This window comes from Rickettsia endosymbiont of Halotydeus destructor, assembly GCF_049278075.1.
In the GTDB taxonomy this organism is placed as follows: Bacteria; Pseudomonadota; Alphaproteobacteria; order Rickettsiales; family Rickettsiaceae; genus Rickettsia.
This window is the reverse complement of the sequence record NZ_JAPNPB010000002.1, coordinates 53307-78024: the sequence shown is the minus strand read 5'-3', so window position 1 is coordinate 78024 and position 24718 is coordinate 53307. Positions and strand designations below refer to the sequence as shown.

The following is a 24718-nucleotide window of genomic DNA, read 5'->3' as shown; positions in this document are numbered from 1 at the left end:
GTTGCCGGGGCTTTGTTGTGCAGATAATAGCATATTCGATGTCATTCCTGTCGCTCGATGTCATTCCCGTGAAAACGGGAATCCAGAAAATATTTATAATCGTTATTGCAAGCGACTGAAAAGAGGTGCGGCAATCTAAAAAATAAAGCTAGATTGCTTCGCTTCGCTCGCAATGACGGCGAGAGTTTTAGATTGCCGCGTCCGGGACTACGCCCTCCTCACAATGACGTTGTGTGTCAACGTTTTCGTTCCACGCAACAATGCTTTCAAGAGAATGACACCCAGAATACTTTTAATCTCTCCACGCAAAATAAATACCTCTCTAATAGTTACAAACCTTTCATTCTTTCTAATAAGAGTCGCTTATTATTTTGAGCTTTAAAATTATTAGGATTTAACTTAATAGCCTTATTATAAGCCTCAAAGGCTAAATCATATTTACCGAATTCATCTAAAATTACCCCTTTACCGTTATACGCCTCAGAAAAGCTAGGATTTAACTCAATAGCTATATCATAATTTTCAAGAGCTAACTCGTATTTACCTAAATTACTAAAAACTAATCCCTTACCATAATATACCTCAGAATCATTAGGGTTTAATTTAATAGCCTTATTATAAGCTTCAAGAGCTAACTCATATTTACCTAAATCACGCAAAGCATTTCCTTTATTGTTATAGGCTTCAAAGAAACTAGGATTTAACTCAATAGCTATATCATAATTTTCAAGAGCTAACTCGTCTTTACCTAATCCTTTTAAAACTACTCCCCTATTGTTATATGCTTCAAAATAACTAAGGTTTAACTCAATAGCTTTATTATAAGCTTCAAGAGCTAACTCATATTTGCTTAGCTTAAATAATATAACACCTTTACTATAATATACTTGAGGATTACTAGAATTTAATTTAATAGCCTTATTATAAGCCTCAAGAGCTAAATCATATTGACCGAGTTTATTTAAAATTGTTCCTTTACTGTTATATGCCTTAAAATAATTGGGGTTTAACTCAATAGTTTTATTATAAGCCTCAAGAGCTAACTCATATTTACTTAATTTATAAAATATAATGCCTTTACTATAGTAGCCTTCAGAAAAATTAGGATTTAATTCAATAGCCTTATCAAAAGCCTCAAGGGCTAAATCATATTTGCCTAACTCATATAAATCAGCACCTTTATTATAATAATCTACATAAGAAGAGGATTTATTATCTAATGACCAAGCTTTATCGCTTTGTCCCATAATTAACAAAAAAGTAAAAATAAATATTGCCAATGTTTTTTCATGATGTTTTCTTATGGGGTTTTTTGTTTAGGTTGTTGCAATGGCTCATTTTTTAGCCGTCATTGCGAGAAGACACTATGCGTGGATCGAAAACGTTGACAAATACACCGTCATTGCGAGGAGATTCGATAGCCACGACGCAGCAATCTTATGAAATTAGATTGCTTCGCTTCGCTCGCAATGACGAAGTTGTTTTTATTTTTTAGATTGCCGCATTGCTACGCTTCTCGCAATGAAGATTTTTGTAATGCAATATTTATCTTTAGTTAGCAACGCTATTAGTATTGTTTATATAGGTCAAATAATTATTCATTAAATAATTAAATTCTGCGCCGTAGATAAATATCATATTTATAATGTAAAAAAATATTAGCGTAACTATTATACTGCCTAAAGAGCCGTACATTATGTTTAACTGATTATAATATACTATATAAGTAGAGAGTAAATAGCCGCTTATTATCCACAATATTACGGTTAAAAAAGCCCCAGGAAATACGTCAACAAAATTCAATTTTGCATTAGGTAAGATGTAATATAGAGAAGAGGCGCCAAAAAATAATAAAGCTAAAATTAAAGCATATCTTATAACATTTAAAATGTTTTTATATTGCTCGATAACTTCTAGTATTACAGGAATTTTCGTAAGTATTATAGGTATAAAAACTAATAAAAACATAGCTAGAGTAATTAAAATACTTATTATAAGAAATTGTATAATACTAAGTAGCCGTCTTCTTATATATGGTGGGGGAGACTTTATTTCATATACGCGATTTAAAATTGTTCTAAGACATTCGACAAATGATGAAGCCGTCCAAACGCTTCCTACTACCGCTAGGGTCATAAGACTTTGAGGCGGGGCGCTCAATAATTCTCTTATTCTATTTTGAATTGATTCGGTCGCTTGCTCAGGCATGCTTTCCAGAAAAATTTGTATAAAATTTTGTCCAAGCTCTGAAGCGCCTAAAAAACTTGTAAGAGCTAATAAAAATACTAAAAAAGGGAAAATAGATAAAAGTATCATAAATGACATGTAGCCGGAATGTTCTACTCCGTCATGATCTATAGTTCTAAAAAAAGCGTGATAAAGACAATAAGCAATTTTTTTCATTAAAATTTATCTTAGTATATGTAACTTAAAATTATACGAGCTTTGCCTTAAAGTGTAAATTGATATGTTATATATAATTTTTAGAGCGTAAAAAGCATAAAAATCACTTTATTGTTTTTATAATATAAAAAAATAATAAAAATTAAAATTCTTATTGCTTAAAGTAAAAATATCCATATAATACCAAAAATATAAAGATTCTTTATGAATTATAATTATTAGTGAATAGCCAATTATTAAAAAAAGATAACTTTTATTGATTATATGTAAAGCTTATTACTTATGTGATATTTTTGTTGTAGGTATTATCTTTGGAAATATCATTATTTCCAAATGAAATACTAATATACAGGTAAAATGCAAATTTAATAAGAAATATTTTAAATTTACTATAATTTTTTCTATTTTTAATGTTTAACACAAAAATATTTGAGTATAATTAAGAAATATTTACTAAGTAATTACAAAAAGCTTAAAAAATATTATTTTTTAGTTGTGTATAATGTTTAAATATGATACAAATTCCACTCATAATTGTATAACGTTTTAAAGCACAGCTAAGTTCAAAAATTTTATACAAAATGAATTTAAAAACAAGTCTGCGTAAACAAATCGAAAGTACGGTAAATTTACTCAGACAAATTCTGACAATTCGCTTGCATCAAGCGATCACAATGACGCCTATAGTAGATTAATAGTACTTAGTAATATGTGCAAAATAGTGCCTATAACTATAATAGGCAAAAGGATAAGCAACAAAGTACTAATTAATTGACTATATACCAAACTTTAGTGATTATATAGCGCAAAATAATTTATAATTTTGTTAGCAAAAAATCATTTTGATTATAAGCAGTAATTAATTATAAGGAGATAATAATGGTTAGAAAGAATGACGACATACAAAAAATGGATACTTATATAGGTAAGAAAATTTATTCTTTGCGCATTGCGAAAGGTTTGTCTCGCCAGCAACTTGCAGAGCAAATAGATGTTACTCATCAACAATTACAAAAGTACGAAAAGGCAATTAATAGAATTTCTATAGGTAGGTTAGTATTTATTGCAAAAGCCTTAGATAAAAATATTGATTATTTTTTTGAAGATTTAGAAGAAGCAGGTAATCTACAACCTATTGATACCAAGCATCAGCGTATGCGTATGGAAGTTTCAAGAAATTTCGAAAAAATCGATAGCACTGACCAACAAGCAATCAATAATTTAATAAAATGTTTGGCTAATAACAAAAAGAAATAATTATTAAATTTATACGATATTATTTAAATATCTCATAACTTTGAGTATTAAGTTTCTATATCCAAATTTCGTAATTTTTGTACTACGGGGGTGATATGGTTAATATGCAAATAACGTTTTCAAGGTTTTATTTCACGGTTCTATATTTTTATTCAGACGGGAATCCAACTTTTTTTGTTATTACTTTACTTAAAAATATTTTTTTGGATTCCCGTTTTATAATAAAACACATTGTTGCGTAAGTACTTTAAAATGTCTTAGCTTAGCTAAGCTAAGCAGCTACAAGGAGTGAAGTAATCTAAAAAACAACAACTTTTATAGTTTTTATTTAGATTGCTGCGTCGATTCTTTCCATCTAGCAACGCTTATTGTAGCATTTAAGAAAAACTTCACTGCCTATAAATTCATAATTCCTTCACCTCCTCCAAACTTAATTTAGTCACTTTTGCTACAAATACTGCAGACATCCCTGATTTTATTAATTCTATAGCAACATTTTTTAATATTTCCTTGTTGTTGGCAGTAATAAATGCATTAGTTACCTTCGCTTTGTCTAATTCTTCATCAGGTAAGTCCATTTTTTTAGGTCTAATTTCATTTAACCTAGCAGGAAGGGTAATAATATAATTTGCTTCAGCGAAACGATTTAAGGTAAGGACAATTTTACCATAATGCGCACCGATTATTTTTTGTATCTCTTCAGAACGAATTTCATTTATCGTATTATATGCCGGACGTATCATTTTCCTTACATCTTCTTGTGTTAAAGTAGAATTTTTTGCGATAATTAAAATTTTTACTGCATCTCGTTTAAGTTTTTGAGAATTACTCAAGGATTCAAGATCATATCGTAATTCGCTATCTTCAATTACCACTGAGATATTTGGGGTAGAAGAATTCATTACGGCATGATTAAAGCAATCAAAAAGTGTTTCCTTAATTAATTTCAGATCAAGCTGTATCTCTGTCAATTTGCTTTCAAAATGAATCGGTATTTCAAGATTGGAATAACCATGTAGTGTTTTATACTCACTAATTACGCTTTGTAGAAAAGGTTGAAATTTCATTTTCTCAGGAAAAATTTTTATTTGATCTTTTATTTGAAAAATTACAGTATCTAAATACTCGGCACCAGATTTTAATTTTTCTACAATATTTACTAATTTATGTTTTGTATTTTTTAAATTATCGGGTTTTTGAGTAGTTAGTTCCTGCTCTAAATCATTAATTTGTCGATGAATTGATTTAAATACCGCTATACATTGATCATCAAGGCGTGAAATAAAATCTTCCCGGTAATTTACAAGCTTTATTAGCTCTAACTGTTGTTGTTGATTATTATCGTTAAGATAATTTCTTATCGTTTCAGATACTTCTTCATTTTGTTGCTTAGGTTTAAGAAAAATAATTATTACGGTACCTATCAAAAGAAGCGCATATAAAATAAATTGATTATATTCTATAACCATTTTAATATCACCACCCATATAGTACGAGTATATCTCGATAGCTAAATACACGCCGGTTATAATCATCATAAAGGCAATGTTCCATCGAACTATAATTGCCGCTACTACGATATTTAATATAAAAATAGTAACTTGTAGGTGTGAGAAATTACTTAATAATACAAAGAAAGTACTACAAACTATTAATAAGTAAAAAATTGATAAATACCAGGCGGGTCTTATAATAATATTATTTTTAAGGCTGAGCGGCCAAATCGGGTAAGTCAAAAAACTAATGGAGAGAATTAACATGCTTTCAAAGAAAAATAACAATATTTTATCATCTATCATATTCGGCACGGAGTACATGCTGCTAATAGTAGAAACTATACAAAACACTCCAAAGCCCGTATAGGTTAATTCATTTTTAGGTGCAGTTTGATTAAAAAACGTTACAATATTAAATCCTTTAATAGAAGTAATTATTGTACTAAATTTATTTTGTGATCTAATAACTGGTTCTTTTTTTTGCCATCCTCCTTCCTGTTTTAGTAAATAATGGCTTCCCATCATAAATATAAAATTAATTACCATACCGGGTAAAATACTATCGACATTTGTAATATCCATAAAATATATACGCCATACTATAACTCCGATAAGACCTGCTCCCATTCCGATAAATACGGATTTAGTAGAAGTACGAAACCCTAATATTGCAAGAATAAGAGGAACGTCGATAATAGGAATATAAAAACTTTGTGTCATAAAAACGAGCGGTAATAAATCATATTCTAGTAATGCTAGATATATGGAAATACCGCCGAGAGTAATAGAAATAATCTTTGATAAAACTAATTCATTTTTTAATTTAATATTTAGCGGGCCGCAAAAATCATGAGTTAAAAGTACGGAGGAAGCGTTGATATTTGAATCGGCCGTAGACATACACATTGCTACAATTCCTATTAATATAAAGCTTTTTAATCCTGTGTGAGAATATTTACCTATGATATGCTGAACTAAGGAATTAGGATCAAGGTTAGGATCTATACTATATAGTAAAAAGGCAATCCACGCCATGCAAAGCAGAATTACCATTAATATAATGGCAGAAATTGTAAAAGCTTTTTTTACCTGAGGAATACTGCGCCCCATTGCTACCCTTTGAAACATTACAGGGTTAATATCTGGCAAGGAGAATAATATAAATAATAATAATAATGACCAGAAATTTGGATTTGATAAACCCAGGAATTGTTTATAGTCAAATATTGGACTATTTAGTGCATTGGCGAAAGCAAAATTAGGTTGGCTATTAAAATCACTCCATAATACAAATCCTAAAACCGGGATTAATACTCCAAAAGTAAAAAATTGTATTATATCGGTAAAAGTAACCGACCTAATACCACCGAAAGCAGAGTAAATTATTACTATACCGGCCGCCAAAAAAATCGGCATATTACCTGATAATCCAATAAAATTTTTAAGAACTTCTCCAAAAACTTTAAACTGGACGGCTATAAAACCGGCAGAAGCGATAGTACCAGAAATAGCTGAAATAATACGAACCTTTTCCCCATATAATTTCCCCATGGATTCTGCAACCGAAATACTGCCTAAAAACTCTCCCATTTTAGGAATAAATAAATATGCACTTAAAAGCATACAGACGACCATACCGAGGCAACCGATAGTATAGTGTAAACCCGTATTATAAACTTCAGCTAGGGTTATAAAGAGATAATCTCCGCCGATCCAGGTAGCGATAATAGTAGAAACCAAAGCTCCCGTGCTGAAATTCCTGCCGCCGAGAGCATAATCTTCTATGGTTTTAACTTTCCTACCGTGATAAAGACCGAAAGATAAGTTAATTAATAAAAAACCGAGAAAAATAATCGTATCTAAATTCCAATTGATGCCCATTTTTAAATTCTCCTGATAAAAATTCCTGTTATTAAACTAGTTAGGCAAGCTTTGTTGCAGGCTACAATAAAATCTTCATTGCGCGGCACATCTAGCGTTTTTGCATGGTTAATCGTCATTGCGAGAAGGTATAAAATACTGACGTGGCAATCCAGTAAAAAATGCTAAAACCAGCATTTTTTTTATTATATTTATGGATTGCCGCGCTCCAAGCAAATGCTCGCAATGACGAGTTTTCGCTGTTCTTTCGAACCATGCAATAACGCTTTCAGTGGCTTGCCATGACGGCTTCTTTCACAGAATTTAAAATATTAGTAATTTATATTTAAAAAACAATCATTAATTTATGTTATTATTAAATATTATTAAAATTTATTTATCCTGCAACATAATTATCATTAAAGTCTATCTTTCTATAATTTAATGCTTCAGCGATATGGGATTTATATACTTTATCAGAATCTTCAAGATCGGCAATAGTTCGGGCTACCCGAAGTATTTTATTATAGCCCCGCATGGATAAGCGGAACTTTGTTGCTGCCTCATTTAATAATTCTGCTCCGCCATCTATCGGCATTGCATAATCTATTAGTAACTGTCCATCTAATCGATTATTTATTTTAATGTTATGCCCTTCATATCTTATTTGTTGAATAAGGCGGGCTTTTTCTACTCGCATGGCAATATCTTTTGAGCTTTCCTCTTCGAATTGGTGATTGTAATGTAAAAAATTCATATTATTAGAAACTTCTATATTTAAATCAAACCTATCCATAATAGGCCCTGATATTTTCATTTGATAATCACTACCGCATTTGGGAGCTTTTACACATGTTTTATAGGGATCGTTTAAATAACCGCATTTACAGGGGTTCATGGCTGCTATTAACTGAAAATTTGCCGGATATTTTATATGAGAATTTGAGCGTGAAATTAATATTTCTCCGCTTTCTATCGGTTGCCTTAAAGATTCAATTACATTTTGCGGAAATTCAGGTAATTCATCTAAAAATAATATACCGTTATGCGCTAATGAAATTTCTCCGGGTTTAACTTTTTTCCCTACACCTCCGCCTACCATTGCTGCTATTGAACAGGAATGGTGAGGAGCTCTAAACGGTCTAACCCTAGTAAGTTTACCGCCTGAAAGCTTACCTGCAATGCTTGCAACGGTACTGCATTCCAAAATTTCTTCCGCTGACATTTTAGGGATTATCCCCGGCATACATTGAGCAAGTCTTGATTTACCACTACCAGGAGGTCCAGACATTAAAAGATTATGTCCGCCAGATGCTGCAATTTCCAAGGCTCTTTTTGCAGTTTTTTGTCCTTTTATATCTCTAAAATCAGGATAATTTACTAAGCTATGATCAGCTTTCAGCTCAGGAGGGGTTAAAATTTGTGAACCTTTGAAATGATTTACTAATTCGATTAAATTACTAGCAACCAATAGATTATTATTACCCGACCAAGCAACTTCTGAGCCATTTTGACTTGAACAGATTAGCCCTTTACCGCGTGTTAAAGCTCCGATTGCAGCAGGTAAAGCTCCAGTGACCGGTAGAATAGAGCCGTCTAACGATAATTCACCCATTATAAGATATTCCTGCATTTCAATATTAGGCAAAATATTCATTGCTGTAAGTATTGAGCACGCAATAGCGAGATCGAAATGACTTCCTTCCTTAACTAAATCAGCTGGGGCTAAATTTATAAGAATTTTTTTTGTAGGTAGTGCAAGCCCAATCGAGGAAAGAGTTGCTTTTACCCGTTCTTTTGATTCGGCAATAGTTTTGTCGGCAAGCCCTACTATAGTGAAAGATGGAATACCAGGAGATATTTGTACTTGTACATCAACGTCGGTAATTTCAATTCCGCTAAATGTTAAACTGGCAATGTGGACGATCATGAGTTTGCTTATTTAGTCCTGATTAACCTGAAAGGTAGTCACGCCGTAGCTTGACTATGGCGTCCAGTCCTTTTTTAAGGTCTTTTCTAGACTCCGTGATCAAGTCACGGAGTGACAAGTTCAATTAATTTCTACCCTCAATTGAAAAACCATCCTACAATACAAATTTAGCTAAGTCAAGGTTAGTTATTATTTTTGATAACTGTTTTTCAACAAATTCTTCGTTTATAGTAACTTTCTGTCCTTTCATCTCACTGGCATTAAAACTTATATCCTCTAATAAATTTTCTAAAATAGTGTGTAGTCTCCTAGCTCCTATATCTTCTACTTCCAGATTAACGGTTGTTGCATAACCGGCAATTTTTTCAATAGCGTTATCAGTAAATTCTATTATTACTCCTTCCGTTGCCAGTAAAGCCGAATATTGTTTTATTAAACTTGCTTCAGGCTCCAATAATATTTTTACCATATCGTCTTTAGTTAGCGGGTTTAATTCTACTCTAATCGGTAACCTTCCTTGTAATTCAGGTAATAAATCTGCCGGTTTAGTAGTATGGAAAGCACCAGAGGCAATGAATAATATATGATCAGTTTTAACAGGACCGTATTTAGTATTTACTGTTGTGCCTTCAATTAAAGGTAGTAAATCCCGCTGAACTCCTTCACGGCTTATTTCCGAACTTTTCGCCCCGGAAGAAGAGTTGGAGGCTATCTTATCGATTTCATCAATAAAAACTATCCCATCATTTTCAACTAAATTTATAGCTTGCTGGGTAATTTTTTCCTGATCTATTAATTTTTCTGATTCCTCCGAAAGAATAATAGTCATTGCTTCTTTGACAAGCATCTTTTTTGTTTTCGTTTTACCGCCTCCCAAAGCTCTACCAAGCATATCTCCAAGGTTAAGAACGCCCATTGAAGCTCCTGGCATGCCGGGAATCTCAAAACTACCGCTACCTAAAGGTGGAGTAGTATCGGCAACATTTATTTCAATTTCGGTATCGTCAAGTGCGCCGCTTAAAACCTTTTCACGAAATTTTTCTCTAGTTTCCTCGCTCGAGGATTTACCGACCAAACTGTCTAATATTCTTTCTATTACTTTTTCTCTAGCATTAATATTTACTTCAATTTTAGCCTGAAATTTTTGAGTATTAACGGCGATTTCTATAAGATCACGTATTATTGACTCAACATCACGTCCGACATATCCGACTTCAGTGAATTTAGTTGCTTCTATTTTAAAAAATGGTGAACCGCTAAGTTTTGCAAGTCTTCTTGCGATTTCGGTTTTACCGACTCCGGTCGGTCCAATCATTAAAATATTTTTAGGAACGATTTCATTACGAAGTGAGCCCTGAATGTTTTTTCGGCGACAACGGTTTCTAAGAGCGATAGCTACAGCTTTTTTTGCTTTGTCTTGCCCGACAATAAATCTATTAAGTTCATTAACTATTTGAGAAGGAGTCAACCCCATAGGGTCTTTTTTTGGGGTAGTATTCATACAACTTTTTCCAGAATAATATTATGGTTAGAAAAAACACAGAGATCAGCAGCTATATGCATAGATTTTAATGCAATTTCCTCTGCCGTTAAATTATTATCAAAAGACATTAAGCCTCTAGCAGCTGATAATGCAAATAATCCACCTGAGCCTATTGCCGCTACATTATTTTCAGGCTCAATTACGTCGCCATTGCCAGTCAGGATTAAGATGTGCTCACTATCTGCAACTATCATCATCGCTTCCAAACGCCGTAAATATTTATCGCTACGCCAATCTTTGGCAAGCTCTACAGAACTTCTAAGTAAATTATGAGAATATTTCTCAAGCTTGGCTTCAAGCTTTTCAAATAAAGCAAGCCCGTCGGCAGTAGAACCAGCAAAACCAGCTATAATTTTATTGTTAGCGATGGTCCGAAGTTTACGAGCTCCAGCTTTTAATATTGTATTGCCATGCGAAACCTGCCCGTCGGCTGCGATAATTACTTCCGCATTTTTTCTTATGCACAGTATCGTAGTACCATGCAAGTCTGGATTATTTGACATAATAAAATTTTTTAAATATTGATATTTATTGGTTAATTAAGTAATATATCATGAGGTATATCTGTTTTAGTTAATTATTTTTTCCTGAATTTCAAGGCTTGTTAATGAATATATACGCAATATATATTAATCCTGAACAAAAAAGTAATAATTTTGCTATTGTTAGAGAAGGATTTTCATGGTCAGCTTTGATTTTTAATATTTTTTGGGCATTTTATCATAAAATGTGGCTAATTGTAGCTTTTGTTATAATAGTTAATATAATTATGGCAACTATTAATCTTCAGGGACTAGTTTTTATCAGCAAACTGACTATAATGCTGATATTCGGTTTTTTTGCTTCCGAGATGCGAGAATATGATTTACGACGAAAAAATTACCGATTGAGAGATGTAGTATTCGCACGTTCCGAAATAGAAGCTGAATTAAAGTTTTTAGAGCGTTCGGTTAATTAAGCAAAATAAATATAATATGTACGATAAAAAGAATATTTTTGCCAAAATTATCAATAAAGATATTCCGGCAGAAATAATTTATGAAGATGATAGGCTGTTAGCGTTTAAAGATATAAATCCAGTAGCGCCGGTGCATTTAATCGTTATTCCTAAACAAGAATATATTGATTATGCTGATTTTATTGCTAAATCTCCTTCCGGAGAAATAAAATATTTCTCTGCCAAAATAGCCGATATTGCTAAGGAAGCAGGCTTAAATGAATATCGTTTAATAACTAATAAAGGGGAAAGTGTGGGGCAAAGTATTTTCCATTTCCATTTTCACATTATAGGCGGGAAGAAGATTTCCGGTTTGATAGGTTAAATAAAATATGAGTACAAAATATAACGTTGCTGTAATAGGGGCTACAGGTAATGTCGGACGGGAAATTGTTAATATTTTAGCTGAGCGTTCTTTTCCTATTAATAAACTTTACGTTGTAGCATCAGATAATTCAATGAACACTGAACTTAGTTTTGGTGATGATATAGTAAAAACTATTAGTTTAAATGACTTAAATTTTGATGAAGTTGATATGGCTTTTTTCTGTGCCGGCTCAGATATTTCAAAAAAATATATTCCTAAAGCTACTGCTCAAAATTGTATAGCGATCGATAAATCTTCCTTTTTTAGACTTGACGCAGAAGTACCTTTGATCGTTCCTGAAGCTAATTTAGCGCAGTTAAAAAATTATTCGGTTAAAAATATCATTGCAAATCCTAATTGCTGTACTATACCGCTATCGGTAGTGTTAAAACCATTAGATAACGAAATGAGAATAAAAAGGGTTGTTGTTTCAACTTATCAATCAGTATCTGGGGCAGGAAAAGCAGGTATGGATGAGCTTTTTAACCAAACTAAATCTAAATATACCTTCGGAGAAGTTGAGGCAAAAATATTTCCTAAACAAATAGCATTTAATTTATTTCCTTGTATAGGTTATTTTAATGAGGACGGTTATACGAGTGAAGAAGCTAAAATTGCCCTAGAACTGAAGAAAATTATAGGAAATCATATAGGCGTTAGCGTTACATGTGTTCGAGTACCGGTATTTGTATCTCATTCCATGGCGGTTAATATTGAATTTGAAGGAAAAATGGATGCTACGGAAGCTGAAGAAATATTAAAGGAAGCAGATGGAATTATTACAATTTCTAAACTTAATGAGGTGCCTTATATAACTCCTATTGAGGCTAGTGGTGAAGATTCAGTATATGTTACAAGAATTAGAAATGATGAGACACAGTTAAATACTATAAATTTATGGATTAGCTGTGATAATTTGCGTAAGGGAGCGGCGCTAAACGGCGTACAAATTGCCGAAGAGTTAATTAAGAGCTACCTGTAGATAAATTCTTGTTTTCTTTTATTAAGGTTTAGCGTATAATGCCACGCTTATTAAAATTAAGCTGTTGTATGGATTAATTTTCACTTGTCATTGCGAGAGGTATTGTTGCGTAGGTAGGTTAAAGCGTGTTCTATGTCATTTCCGTGAAAACGGGAATCCAGCTTCACGTCATGCTAAATAAGTTTTCTGCATCTCATTAATAGATCCTGAAATAAATTCAGGATGACTTTTTGGTAATTTTCTGGATTCCCGCCTTCGCAGGAATAACATAGGAAACAGCGAGAATGACATCGAAATTTGACCCACGCAATAATGTCTATTAAATTATAATTTAAGATTTGTAAAAAGTTATAGCCCTGGATGAATATGAATAAAAATAATATTACAAACAATAAAAACCCTTTAGCGCATGCACTAGAGGAATGCAGAACAGCATTCTGGATAGTGTTTTGGTTTGCTTTCGTAATTAACTTATTGATGTTGATTACCCCGCTTTATTCCTTACAGGTTTTGGATAGAGTTCTTGGTAGCGGCAATTTATCTACTTTATTGTTTTTATCGATAATAATAGCTTATGTTTACTTTGTTTATGGACTTCTGCAGGTTGCAAGATCTTTTACGCTAATTAAAGTTGGGGAATGGCTTGATAGGACGGTAGCACCGGTAATTTTTTCCGTCTCTATTTCTGCAGCTGCAACCAGATCTAATATGGGTTCCAGTCAGTTACTGCGAGATTTCCAAACAGTTAAAACCTTTTTAACCAGTACCGGTATTAATACGTTATTTGATGCTCCCTGGAGTATTATCTATATTATAGTTATCTTTTTAATTCACCCGTATCTTGGAGCTATTACTGTTTTGGGAGCGGTTATTATTGTCTCGACTGCTTTTTTTAATGCAGCAGCCACTAATAAAACGCTCGGTGAAGCTACGGAATTTTCGATAAAAGGTATGATGCAAGCAGATATTGCTAATAGAAATGCCGAAGCTGTGGAAGCTATGGGAATGATGAAAAATGTTACTAAAAATTGGCATAAATTTAATCTAGCAGCGCTTGAAAAACAATCAGTTGCCAGCTATCGCAACGGGGTGATTTCCAACTTCTCAAGATTCATTCGTAACGTTATGCAGATGGCAGTAACAGGCATTGGTGCTTACGTCGTCGTTACTAGTAGAGGTGAAAGTATGACGCCCGGAAATATGATTATGAGTTCAATAATAGTCGGTAGAGCGCTTGCTCCTTTTGATAATGCTATTGACTTATGGAAAAGTATGAGCGGAGCGCTTAAATCATATAAAAATATTAATCAGTTATTTTCTACATATAAATCAAGAGATGAAGCTATGGCGATTCCCAATGTTGAGGGGCATCTTACCGTGGAAAATATTTATTATGCTACTCCCGTACCGCCTCATTTACCGCAACCGCCGATACCGAGATATGTTTTAAAAGGTATAAGTTTTGCTATACAACCGGGTGAAGTATTAGCAATTATCGGACCTTCAGCAGTAGGGAAATCTACTTTAGCTAAAATTATAGTCGGAGTCTGGAAAGAATCAGCCGGTTCGGTGCGTCTTGACGGCGCAGAAATTTATCGTTGGAATAGAGATGATTTCGGTAATCATGTAGGGTATTTACCTCAGGGAATAGAGCTTTTTAGTGGTAGTATTAAACAAAATATAGCTAGGATGCTTGAAAAACCTGATCCGCAAAAGGTTATTGAAGCGGCGAAAATAGCCGGTGCTCATGAAATGATTTTACGATTCCCGGATGGTTATGATTCCGATATCGGAGCAGGGGGTTCAAATCTTTCTGGTGGACAAAGACAACGTCTGGGATTAGCTCGAGCATTTTACGGCAATCCGAAGCTTATTATTTTAGATGAGCCGAACGCTAATTTAGATGAAGCCGGTGAAGTAGCGTTGGCCAGTGCCTTGACACAGGCAAAAGCTAGAGGGATTGCCGTATTGGTAATTTCTCACAGACCTTCGGTATTATCAGTAGTAGATAAAATTTTAATAATACAGGATGGTGGGGTAGCTGCTTACGGTGATCAGGAAGAAATTCAAACTCATTTTAAGACTTTAAAAGGCGGCACTATTCATATTAATAATTAATATATATGCAAGATTCAAACAATAATAAACCTCAAATTACCCCGGAACAGTTAAAGCAGTTATTGTCTTTAAAAAATGATACATTATCTGCCAAACATTCTAAACGTAAAATTTTATCTAATAAAATACTTACCAAAATTTCTAAAATAATAGAATTTTTGCTAATCAAGCTTGATAGATTTGTTAATTTTATTACCAAAAAAACTGATGATAAGCGTAACAATGTAGTGCAAGCTGCAAGATCACCGATTATTTTTGGTGTTTACGTAATAATTTTCTTGGTTTTAATTGGTGGAGTATGGGCAAGTTTTGCACCGTTAGATAGCGGAGCCGTATCAAGTGGGATGGTGATGCCAAGTAGTAACAAAAAAATTATTACCCATCATGAGGGCGGAATTATTGCAGGTATTTTTGTTGCACAAGGCGATAATGTTAAAAAAGGTGATAAGTTAATTGAACTTGAAGAAGCTAGAATTAAAGCCGATTATGAAAGCATTTTAAACCAATACAGAAATGCGTTGGCTACCGAAAACCGATTAATTGCCGAGCGCGATAACCTAGAGGAAATTGAATTTTCTGAATTTTTAACAAAAGATATAAATATTACCGAAATAGCCAAAATAATTCATACACAAGAAAATTTATTTAGGTCAAAAAAAGAAGTATATAGATCGGAGAAAAATGCGTTACATCAGAAAATCGGTCAGCTAGAGAAAAGAATTGAAGGATTAGAGGCAAAAAAAATCGCTGCTAAAAAGACTGGGGAAGTATTACAAGATCGGCTAAAGGCTGCGAAAACTTTAATGGCAAAAGGTTTTGCGAAGAAGGAAACTTTATTGGAAATAGAAGCAAAATATGCTAACGCTAAAAGTGATATTGCCGGCATAGATACTGAGATTGCCGGTACTCGCCATGCTATTACCGAAAGTGAAATTAGTATTATAAATTTACAGAATAAATATACCGAAAAAACGTTAACCGAGCTTAGAGAGACGCAAGTACAAGTTGCCAGCCTTAGAGAAAAATTTACTTCTCTTACCGATTCGCTTAATCGCATTGTGATAAAATCACCGGTTGACGGGGTTATTAACGTCTTAAATTATCATACGATCGGTGGATTTATTAGTCCGGGTCAAACTATTTTAGAAATTACTCCAGGTAATGATTCCCTGATAATAGAAGCAAAAGTTTCTCAAAAAAATATTGATGCAGTGCATGAAGGATTAGTAGCTAAAATACGTTTTAGCGCTTTTAAATCAAGAACAACACCGTTATTTACCGGTAAAGTCGTAAAAGTTTCACCTGACATTGTACAAGACCGAAATCAACCGCAACAGCCCGGACAAGATAATTATTATATAGCTCGCATTGAAATTGACATGGATGAGTTTAACAGAATTGCTAAATCCCGAAAGTTAACACTACATCCGGGAATGCAAGCAGAGGTACAAATTGTTACAGGTACTAAAACATTATTGCGATATTTACTTGATCCACTTATTGATACTGCTTTTAAAGCTTTTAGGGAAAAATAATAAATGTACAAATATTAAGAAGAAGCACACTACTAATCTGTTATTTAACATTCGGCATTGCGAGAAGCTTCAGGCATTATTTCAGTGGTTACTTCAAACATCTAAGCTTAAGGGGATTATAAGCTTTGTTACATAGCTCATAATTTTCTAACAATAAATTTTTCTAATTTTAAATTAGGTACATAAGGTTTATTATCATTGCGCACCCCATTTCTATAAATTTTTATAGGAAAATAAAAAATGCTTTTATCTTTAAACTCACCCGCAGGCTTTAACAGAATACGTCTCATGCGTTGTATCCATTATAACGAGTGGGAGGAATATCATCGAATTAAAGAAGAGCAAATTTTTATTTCTCTTAATACTCAATATAATCGCAATCATGAGAGTATAACTGCAAGTAATCATTATCATTTTGTTTTATATAAAGGTGTACAAATAGTTGCTGCTACTCATATGGAATTTTTAAATGAAAATGAGGCAGCATTAAGATCGCTTGCTATCGATGAACCTTATCAAAATCAAGGATTAGGTACTTATTTAATGAAGCTTTTAGAGCGATGGCTAAAGCATAAAAATATTAAAGTGTTGAAAATGCATGCAAGAAGTAGTGCTGAATCTTTTTACCGTAAACTAGAGTTTATAGATATGGAATTTAATGATAGTTCTATACAAGAGAGTTATGTAGATTTAGGGAAGATGTTGTGAGACGCATTATTCGCTTATTAAATTCTTTAGATATAGAAAATATTGTATCAGCTTTTGCAAAAGCAAATTGGCATAAACCTAAAGAACTTTTTGAACAATATTTGCAAGAACAGCAGGAAAATAAAAGGCTTATTTGGGTTGCGTATTTAGATGATCAAATAGCAGGTTATGTAACTCTTGTTTGGTAGTCAGAGTATCCACGGTTTTATAAAAAACAAATACCTGAAATAAAAGACCTTAACGTATTACCATTATTTAGAAATTTAGGTATTGGCTTAAAATTACTAAAAACAGCAGAAGATGCTGCATATACTAAAAGTGAGCAAAATGCTTCTGTAGAAATAAAGGATCCTTTAACTAAGCCATAAGCTATGAATGCTGGTACATTAATAGGACCGGTTGAAATAACAATACTGGTCAAAAAGCCAATTACCATGCCAATGATAGCAAAATGATAAGCTTTAATATAAAATTGTTGTCGATTAAGCCATCGTCTCATAGGAATGATATGGCTCATTTTATGATCAAATTTGAAGAAGGAATTTAGAGCCTCCTCTAGAAATTTACACAATTAAATGGAAACGACCTCTATGATCCCTGCTTTCAGCAATGAATCATAGGGGAAATCAGAAATAATCTCAAAAGCTTATAAGTTTTAAAAATTAATTTTTAACTTGGCAAAACCTTGGTGGCTTTGGTATTTCTTTTGTAAATGGCAGTTATATTCTAACAAAAGACTAATATTAGCTTTTTGAGCAAGAACACTACCGCCGATATTATAACCAATTTTCGGTTGTTTTGGTAAAGTAATAGCGTCTTCTATTACTCGATTCTTCCAAGTTACTTTAGCATTAACCTTTTTCTGTTTATTATTAAAGTAATTCTCAACAGAACCATGAATCGCTGGAGTAATACTAATAGAGTCAGAAATTTTTTGCGCAGTAAAAACTACTTTACCACCTAATATTCCAGTCCATAGATTTTGAGCTTCAGAAGCCACAGATAAATGTTGCACTCCTATATTACTTTCATTGTAAACACCATCTTTAGCATGCCCATATCTCACACCGATATTTGGAATCAGCGCTAAATTATAGTTAGTTTGGTATTTATAATTTAATAACGCTTCAGCACTTACGCTATCGCTTTTATATTTACCGGATACAGGACTACCGGCATAAGTAGTTTTGTTTTTTAAGTAATTACGAGCTCCGGATATAACGCCTTGTAAAGAAAAATTATGGTCTAAATCTTTTTGCCCATAGACACTTAAAACGTGGCTAGTAACATTTGCTTTTCCAAAACTTTTATTAGATTTAAAATGAGACTGTATATTGCTATAGGCAATTCCGATCAAATCATCATTAACTCCAACATCGAATCCAATTGTTACTCCGGCGCTACGGCCTTTATAACCTGGGGCATTGGTAAGAGCTCCCTGTTTATTCACTCCGTATAAACCACTTATCCATGCACCTTTTTTAATAGGCTCGTCTTCATCACCAGCACCAATAGCCGCTAATGTAGATACTTCAAACATACGATTTTTTATTGCACCTACTGCTGTCACGGTAGCAGTTTTAGATATTTCCGTCATCATTTCAACAGTTTTAGTAAATTCTTCAATTATATCATGGGCAGTTTCAGTAAGCAGCGTATTGACAATAGCATCTTGCTTTTTTTGCTCTAATATAAAAGTTTTAGTAGGATTACTACTTTCGGTTTTTCCTAAAGGTTCCGTAACTTCGTCTGCGCTTCTTTTATTGTTTGTATTAGTTAATTCTTCGTTATAATATTCTTTTTCTGGTGATGTTTCTAGTAAAGATAATTCTTCTTTTGTTTGTTGTTGAGTTAAATTTTCTTGTTCTAAAGAATCGTTGCCGTTGTCAATAGCATTTTCATTGTTATTAATTATAGTTGCCTTATCCATCGTACCATTCGATGTTTCTAATAAGGATATTTTTTCTTTTAATTGTTTTATTAATTCAATTTGTTTAGAAGAGTTGTTGTCGTTATTGATGGCGCTTTCATTGTTATTAGTTATAGTTGCCTTATCCATCCTACCATTCGATGTTTTTAGTAAAGATAATTCTTCATCTGTTTGTTGTTGAGTTAAATTTTCTTGTTCTAAAGAATCGTTGCCGTTATTGATGGCGCTTTCATTGTTATTAATTATAGTAGCTGTATCCATCGTACCATTGGATGTTTCTAATAAGGATATTTTTTCTTTTAATTGTTTTATTAATTCAATTTGTTTAGAAGAGTTGTTGTCGTTACTGATATCATTTTCACTATTATTAAGCTGTGCTTCCAATAAATTTATACGGTGTAAAAGCTCTAATTTTTCTTGCTTTAAACTATTTATTAGTATTTTATCGTGATAATTGTCCGTATTATTTCCATTACTAGCTCCAATATTATTACCATTTTCTGCCTCTCTTTTCCTTTTTCCTTCTCCTGCTATTTTAGCACGCACTTCTTTTTCTCTGTTTTCTACTATTTCTTTAGTCTTTATGTCTTCCTCGACCCATTTTGCTTTATTCTTTAGACGATGTTCCTCAGCATTTTTGTTGTTCTGCGCTATTTTTCTTTGATTTTCTTCTTGTCTAAGCTTTTCTTCAGCTTCTAAACGCTGTCTTTCTTTAATTATTTCTGCAGGGGGAAGGTTCTTACGTATCTCTGGAGCATTACTTTTTTCTATAACTGGCTCACCATTAACATAACTTGAGCGCGTGCTTTTTAATTTAAACGCCTGTTGTATAGCTTCAATTACACTTGTCGGCTTTGCGGGTTGTGCTTGTCGATTAGTAATAGTGGGAATTTTCTTAAGAACATTCTCTCCTTTAAGTTGATTCAGTAAATCTTGACTATATAAAGCGATATTATTAGCTCTGCTACTAAGCGCAGGATTATAGAAAAGTGGGGGTGGGGGCGGTGGGCGGTGGCGGTAGAACTCCTGCTCCTCCCCTAGCCTCTAATGTTACACCGTTCAGTACAGTTGTTGAGACGATAGCAAGTATAAGGTTTTTTAAAAATTTAGATTGAGAGTTTTTTGAATTTGGCATAAATATCACTGTTTATAATTCTTAATAAAATTTAATAATGTTGTTAATAAATTATTACTGGAAATTAGTAAAATTAAATTATAGAATAAAAAGTTGAAGTCAAGAAATTTATTTATTTTTTTGGAAAAGCTAGTTAGATTTTTTAGCTAATGTAGTAAATTTAATTAATAAAAAATTTAAAACCTTGAGTTTTTATTAATTAAGCTTTACTATTGTGTAATATTATTACTAAAAAATATTTGTCATATTTAACTTTTTATTTTATAGTGCACCACAAATATATTAAGAGGAAAATAATTTATGCCAAAATTTTCTATACAAAAAAAAACTCATAGTATTTTCCCTACTATAGGTAAAGAAATAACAGAAACATCTGAATTAAAAATAAAAGCAGAAAATTCTGCCTCTGAACTCCCTTCTATAAAAGATAACAGAGTTTTATCTCTTTCAGGGGGAGGGGTAAAAGGAATAGTAGAATTAGTAATACTTGTAGAAATTGAAAAAATAACAGGAAAGTCTATATCTGAGCTATTTCCTATTATTACAGGTACGAGTGTTGGGGGATTAATAGGGGCTTTATTAACGATTCCCAAAGAGGAAGGCTCTAGAGAAGCAAAGTACTCGGCAGAAGAAGCATTAAAAATATTTACTGAAGCTGTTCCTAAGATATTCCCTAATATATTTTTAGGATCAGTAAAACAGGTCTTCACTCATAAATATAGCCAGGATCCTTTAGAAAAAATATTAGAAGAACATTTACAGGATAACAGATTAAGCGAAACTACTTCCCGTCTTATCATTCCGGTAACCGATTTAAATGCCACTAACAAAGAAATAAAAATTTTTGATAGCCACGACTCTTATAGTTTGCATATTAAAGTAAAGGATGTATTACAGGCTACAACAGCAGCGCCAACCTTTTTTAATTCAATTATAAATAAAGAAGTTGGAAATTCTGCCACCGGTACTCCTTACGCTTATGCAGATGGAGGACTCGTGGCAAATCGTCCCGCTAATGAAGCTTTAAAAATACTTAAAGAAGGACATACTAGAACAGAACAAGCAGAAATTCTAGATCACACTATGGTGTGTTCTCTTAACTTTAATAATGATATAGATGCACATACTCCTATACCACAATTCGATGAAAAACTTGCTGGGCTCATTAAAGTTAAATTATCTGCAAATCTTGGGCATGATATATTAAAATTTGGGCAGAATATGATAAAATCCAACGGGATAATCGGTTGGCTAACTACAGGTAAACTAGTAGACAGACTTATGCAGGGTAATGAAAACTTATCGACCGCAAGTGTAAAACTTGATTTACCTGGAGAAAATGAATTTTTTGAAATATCTATGCCTATTAATAAAGAAACTGCTGCATTAGATGATGCAAGTAAAAAGAATATAGATGCTTTAATTGCAATAGGAGAAAAATGGGTAAAAGAAAATCCTGAATTAATTCAGAAAATAGGAAATACCTTACTTGCTAATATTGCTCGAGAGCAAGAGTTCAATGCCACTAAAAATTCTTCTGAAAGCAATTTAGATACAGAATATGAGAATAATCAAAAAGAAGCAGATCAAACTATATCACTTAAATTACAAAAAATTGATAACGTTGAGGAAGAATTTAATAAAGAGTCAATTTTAATAACACTTCGTGAAGCTGCCCAGGAATTTCATAAACAATTTCTTAATTTAAAAGTGGATAAATTGCTTAATGGATTAAATAATTGTACTTACGGTGAATTACAAAAACTAGTCATAGAGTTTTGTAAATTAGAAAAACTTTCTGAAAAGGAAGCAACTCAGTTTGTTAAAAAGCTTAATCTACTTGAAAGTTTTAATCTTTCCGATCTATTAAATTTAATTTCAGATTTTTCTAATATTAGTCAGGAAGCATTTACTCCCTTTAGTAGCTGCAGCATAGAAGCGGCCAAAGAAGAATTATCACTAGAAGGAATTGATGATGTACCGCCGGAAGAAGTTTATTAAAAAACTTCGGAATGCGTTAAAACCGCATTCCGTAGAGATATACCTACTATTTATATAAGCTTCTGCTGTTTAGGCAGTAAGGATTATAATGCAGCAATGCAATCTAAAAGCTCATCACTAATTTAAAATTTTCGTTCTCACTAGCAATAATTTTGCTATCCGTATTGTAAATAATAGGGTCATTAATTTTACCATGCCCAAATCTATTAGTCTTAAATACTGGAATATTTAAAGTAGCGGCAAAATTACTAAGTACCGTTATAATATTTTCATCTTCAGGAGAAAAGCTACCAAATATTATTGCTTTCACGTTTTTTAATAAACCTGCTTGTTTTAAATGAAGTAAAGTACGGTCTATTTGATAAGGTTTTATATTTATATCTTCTAAAAAGAGAATTTTATCAACAGTTTTTATTTGCCACTCTGTACCGATACTTGTTTGCACCATAGTTAAGTTACCGCCGGTGAGCTTACCGTTAATAACCTTATCAAGCTTTGCCTCGCTATTCATCGCTATTAATTTATCAATCGTAATTTGTTTACCTTTACCGGAAATTATTTCGGCTATTTTTATAAAATTACTACATTCTTTTTCAGGTTTTAATATTTCAATCAACACACTACTGTGAATAGGTTTCCAACCCCATTCTTGAGCAAGAAAAATATGCAGAGCGGTTATATCGCTATAACCTATAAAAAACTTTTCTTTAGGAGGTTTTGCTAGTTTTTGTAAATACGGAATTAATTTTGCTGAACCGTATCCTCCTCGTAATACCCACACTACATGATTTGAGTTATCAAATAATGCGTCTTTTAAACATCTAAATCTTAGTTCATCACTATTAGAATGAAAAAGCACTTTTGTATTATCAAAGCATTTATGTGGTATATTTAATTTTAAGCTAATATTTTCTAAATTTGCTAAGATATCAATATCCGTACCGGAAGCAGGAGCAACCGCAGTAATTGAGGTGTGTTTTAATAATTTAATAAGTTCTGGATTATCTTTTTGAAAATTTGCGTTTGAAAATGCAGATAATATAAAAAATATAGTTAGAGTAAAAAAAATACGCATAATATAAAAAAATAAAAATATTTGTTGTGAAGCAGTAATAACTGGGTGGTGTCATTGCTCACTTTTGTACAGGTTTATTGCATGGCTTGATAAAAGCTCGGTACGTCATTATTGTGCAGGCAGGAATAGCTAAAAAATACTTTAAACATGCTCAACTTCAATAGGACCGCTAGTCGAGCCGTTAACAAATTGCTTTAAATAAGGGTTGTTATTATCGATTATTTCCTTTTTTTGACCGCTCCATATAATCTTCCCCTGATAAATCATTGCTACTTCTTTAGCTATTTTTTTGGCACTTTCTATATCATGGGTTATAGTAACGGTAGTTGCGCCCAATTCCTCTTGAATCTTAATAATTAACTCATTTATAACATTCGCCATTATAGGATCAAGCCCTGTTGTTGGTTCATCTAGGAAAAGAATTGAAGGAGTGCTACAAATTGCTCTTGCAAGCGCTACTCTTTTCTGCATTCCGCCGGATAATTCGGAAGGATAAAGATCGAGTATTCTAGAAGATAAACCGACAGATTCAAGTTTAGACCCCGCTAATTCATTTTTTTCCTTTTTGGATAAATTTTTAGTAAAAAAAGTAATATTAGCACGAACGGTCAAGGAATCAAAAAGCGCTCCTCCTTGAAATAAAAAGCCGATAGTTTCCATAAGTTTGAATCTTTTACTATCAGAGATATTTGTAGTATCTGCATCATCAATAAAAATCTTACCGCTATCAGGTTTAATTAACCCCACTATAGCTTTAATCAAAACTGACTTACCCGTACCCGATCCGCCAAGAATTACCAAGGAACTGCCTTTTTTTATATCTAAATCTACGCCGTCAAGTACCGTATGGTTAGAAAAGGATTTATGCAAAGATCGAATTTTAATTTTTAATACTTCTTTTGTCATTTCTTTATATACATTAATTTTGTGTAGGGCGCTGTTAACAAAGTTAGTAACTAACATCATAACGAAAATTTAAAGAAAAGAGGAGAAATAATTTAAATCTTGATGAAAATTTTTTGCTTTATTTATACAATGGCTAGCAGTTTCTTAGCTTTATTAATATCTTTGTCATTATTTCGATATATTTACTAGCGGGTTATTATTGACAAATATACAAAAAAGATTTATTATCACTTTTAAGTTTAAACAAATATTATTCCTTATGTCAAAAGCAAAAACCGCTTCAAAAAATAACCCGACTTCCAGGGAGCAAGCTAAAGAATATTTTTACAACGGTCAGAAAATTAAGCCAGTAAAACTTATATCCGCTCAAACTTCTTTTTTAGCAGCTGAATATGAAGGTTCCGGAGATTTGGTTTTAGGGAATAACGGTAAAGCCTTGGCTTGGGGCCTGGTAAAAAGTTTATCTTAATATTCT

Annotated in this window: 21 protein-coding genes; 10 read left to right on the top strand and 11 right to left on the bottom strand. The window is 32.6% G+C overall.

The annotated features are described in order from the left end of the window. Positions 1–329: 329 nt before the first annotated feature. Both OTR29_RS02765 and OTR29_RS02760 read right to left on the bottom strand, forming a co-directional pair. The gene (locus OTR29_RS02765; RefSeq protein WP_422229142.1) at positions 330–1247 is read right to left on the bottom strand and encodes a tetratricopeptide repeat protein; all 918 of its coding nucleotides are present in this window, start codon (positions 1245–1247) and stop codon (positions 330–332) included. Positions 1248–1551: 304 nt separating this feature from the next. Next, on the bottom strand, positions 1552–2403 hold the full coding sequence (locus tag OTR29_RS02760; protein ID WP_422229141.1) for a YihY/virulence factor BrkB family protein: 852 nt from the start codon (positions 2401–2403) through the stop codon (positions 1552–1554). An 879-nt stretch (positions 2404–3282) separates the two neighbouring features. On the opposite strand from OTR29_RS02760, the gene OTR29_RS02755 reads away from it, so the two are divergent. Further along, positions 3283–3660 carry a helix-turn-helix domain-containing protein gene (locus OTR29_RS02755; protein ID WP_422229140.1) on the top strand — a complete coding sequence of 126 codons (378 nt, stop codon included), beginning with the start codon at positions 3283–3285 and terminating at the stop codon, positions 3658–3660. A 404-nt stretch (positions 3661–4064) separates the two neighbouring features. Here OTR29_RS02755 and OTR29_RS02750 read toward each other — a convergent pair whose 3' ends face one another. The 4 genes from OTR29_RS02750 to hslV form a co-directional block, all read right to left on the bottom strand. After that, positions 4065–7037 (bottom strand): sodium:solute symporter family transporter, encoded by a 2973-nt coding sequence (locus tag OTR29_RS02750; RefSeq protein WP_422229139.1) that lies wholly within the window; start codon positions 7035–7037, stop codon positions 4065–4067. 376 nt (positions 7038–7413) lie between these two features. After that, entirely contained in the window at positions 7414–8946 is a 1533-nt protein-coding gene (locus OTR29_RS02745) for a YifB family Mg chelatase-like AAA ATPase (protein WP_422229138.1), read from the bottom strand. Between the two features lie 154 nt (positions 8947–9100). Continuing rightward, on the bottom strand, positions 9101–10447 hold the full coding sequence (gene hslU, locus OTR29_RS02740) for an ATP-dependent protease ATPase subunit HslU (RefSeq protein WP_422229137.1): 1347 nt from the start codon (positions 10445–10447) through the stop codon (positions 9101–9103). Then, positions 10444–10992, bottom strand: coding sequence for an ATP-dependent protease subunit HslV (hslV, locus tag OTR29_RS02735; protein WP_422229136.1), 549 nt, complete (start codon positions 10990–10992; stop codon positions 10444–10446). Before hslV ends, hslU begins: the two co-directional genes overlap by 4 nt. A gap of 104 nt (positions 10993–11096) precedes the next feature. Between hslV and OTR29_RS02730 the strand changes: the two genes are divergently transcribed. From OTR29_RS02730 to OTR29_RS02700, 7 genes are all read left to right on the top strand, one after another. Further along, positions 11097–11447 carry a DUF2628 domain-containing protein gene (locus OTR29_RS02730; RefSeq protein ID WP_422229135.1) on the top strand — a complete coding sequence of 117 codons (351 nt, stop codon included), beginning with the start codon at positions 11097–11099 and terminating at the stop codon, positions 11445–11447. A gap of 16 nt (positions 11448–11463) precedes the next feature. Next, positions 11464–11811: an HIT domain-containing protein gene (locus OTR29_RS02725; RefSeq protein WP_422229134.1), complete on the top strand. Its 348-nt coding sequence runs from the start codon at positions 11464–11466 to the stop codon at positions 11809–11811. Between the two features lie 7 nt (positions 11812–11818). Further along, complete coding sequence (gene asd, locus OTR29_RS02720; RefSeq protein WP_422229133.1) at positions 11819–12835, top strand: aspartate-semialdehyde dehydrogenase; 1017 nt, start codon at positions 11819–11821, stop codon at positions 12833–12835. A gap of 366 nt (positions 12836–13201) precedes the next feature. After that, positions 13202–14953 (top strand): type I secretion system permease/ATPase, encoded by a 1752-nt coding sequence (locus OTR29_RS02715; RefSeq protein WP_422229132.1) that lies wholly within the window; start codon positions 13202–13204, stop codon positions 14951–14953. A gap of 5 nt (positions 14954–14958) precedes the next feature. Next, positions 14959–16488: an HlyD family type I secretion periplasmic adaptor subunit gene (locus OTR29_RS02710; protein WP_422229131.1), complete on the top strand. Its 1530-nt coding sequence runs from the start codon at positions 14959–14961 to the stop codon at positions 16486–16488. 288 nt (positions 16489–16776) lie between these two features. Continuing rightward, positions 16777–17196 (top strand): GNAT family N-acetyltransferase, encoded by a 420-nt coding sequence (locus OTR29_RS02705; protein WP_422229298.1) that lies wholly within the window; start codon positions 16777–16779, stop codon positions 17194–17196. Continuing rightward, on the top strand, positions 17193–17384 hold the full coding sequence (locus tag OTR29_RS02700) for a hypothetical protein (RefSeq protein ID WP_422229130.1): 192 nt from the start codon (positions 17193–17195) through the stop codon (positions 17382–17384). The genes OTR29_RS02705 and OTR29_RS02700 overlap by 4 nt, the downstream gene beginning before the upstream one ends. A 17-nt stretch (positions 17385–17401) precedes the next feature. Here OTR29_RS02700 and OTR29_RS02695 read toward each other — a convergent pair whose 3' ends face one another. The 3 genes from OTR29_RS02695 to OTR29_RS02685 all read right to left on the bottom strand — a co-directional run bounded on the left by OTR29_RS02695 (position 17402) and on the right by OTR29_RS02685 (position 20261). Next, complete coding sequence (locus OTR29_RS02695) at positions 17402–17695, bottom strand: hypothetical protein (protein ID WP_422229129.1); 294 nt, start codon at positions 17693–17695, stop codon at positions 17402–17404. Positions 17696–17851: 156 nt separating this feature from the next. Beyond that, on the bottom strand, positions 17852–19672 hold the full coding sequence (locus OTR29_RS02690) for an autotransporter domain-containing protein (protein WP_422229128.1): 1821 nt from the start codon (positions 19670–19672) through the stop codon (positions 17852–17854). Positions 19673–20105: 433 nt separating this feature from the next. Next, positions 20106–20261: a hypothetical protein gene (locus OTR29_RS02685; protein WP_422229127.1), complete on the bottom strand. Its 156-nt coding sequence runs from the start codon at positions 20259–20261 to the stop codon at positions 20106–20108. Positions 20262–20561: 300 nt separating this feature from the next. Here OTR29_RS02685 and OTR29_RS02680 point away from each other — a divergent pair, with 300 nt between their 5' ends. Beyond that, positions 20562–22262, top strand: coding sequence for a patatin-like phospholipase family protein (locus OTR29_RS02680; protein ID WP_422229126.1), 1701 nt, complete (start codon positions 20562–20564; stop codon positions 22260–22262). A 103-nt stretch (positions 22263–22365) separates the two neighbouring features. Here the strand turns inward: OTR29_RS02680 and OTR29_RS02675 are convergent, their stop codons facing one another. Next, on the bottom strand, positions 22366–23337 hold the full coding sequence (locus tag OTR29_RS02675) for an LD-carboxypeptidase (protein ID WP_422229125.1): 972 nt from the start codon (positions 23335–23337) through the stop codon (positions 22366–22368). 141 nt (positions 23338–23478) lie between these two features. Then, a complete protein-coding gene (locus tag OTR29_RS02670) occupies positions 23479–24243 on the bottom strand; it encodes an ABC transporter ATP-binding protein (protein WP_422229124.1) in 765 nt (254 codons plus the stop codon). Positions 24244–24502: 259 nt separating this feature from the next. On the opposite strand from OTR29_RS02670, the gene OTR29_RS02665 reads away from it, so the two are divergent. Then, positions 24503–24712, top strand: a complete 210-nt coding sequence (locus OTR29_RS02665; protein WP_341790528.1) for a hypothetical protein — start codon at positions 24503–24505, stop codon at positions 24710–24712. Positions 24713–24718: the final 6 nt, after the last annotated feature.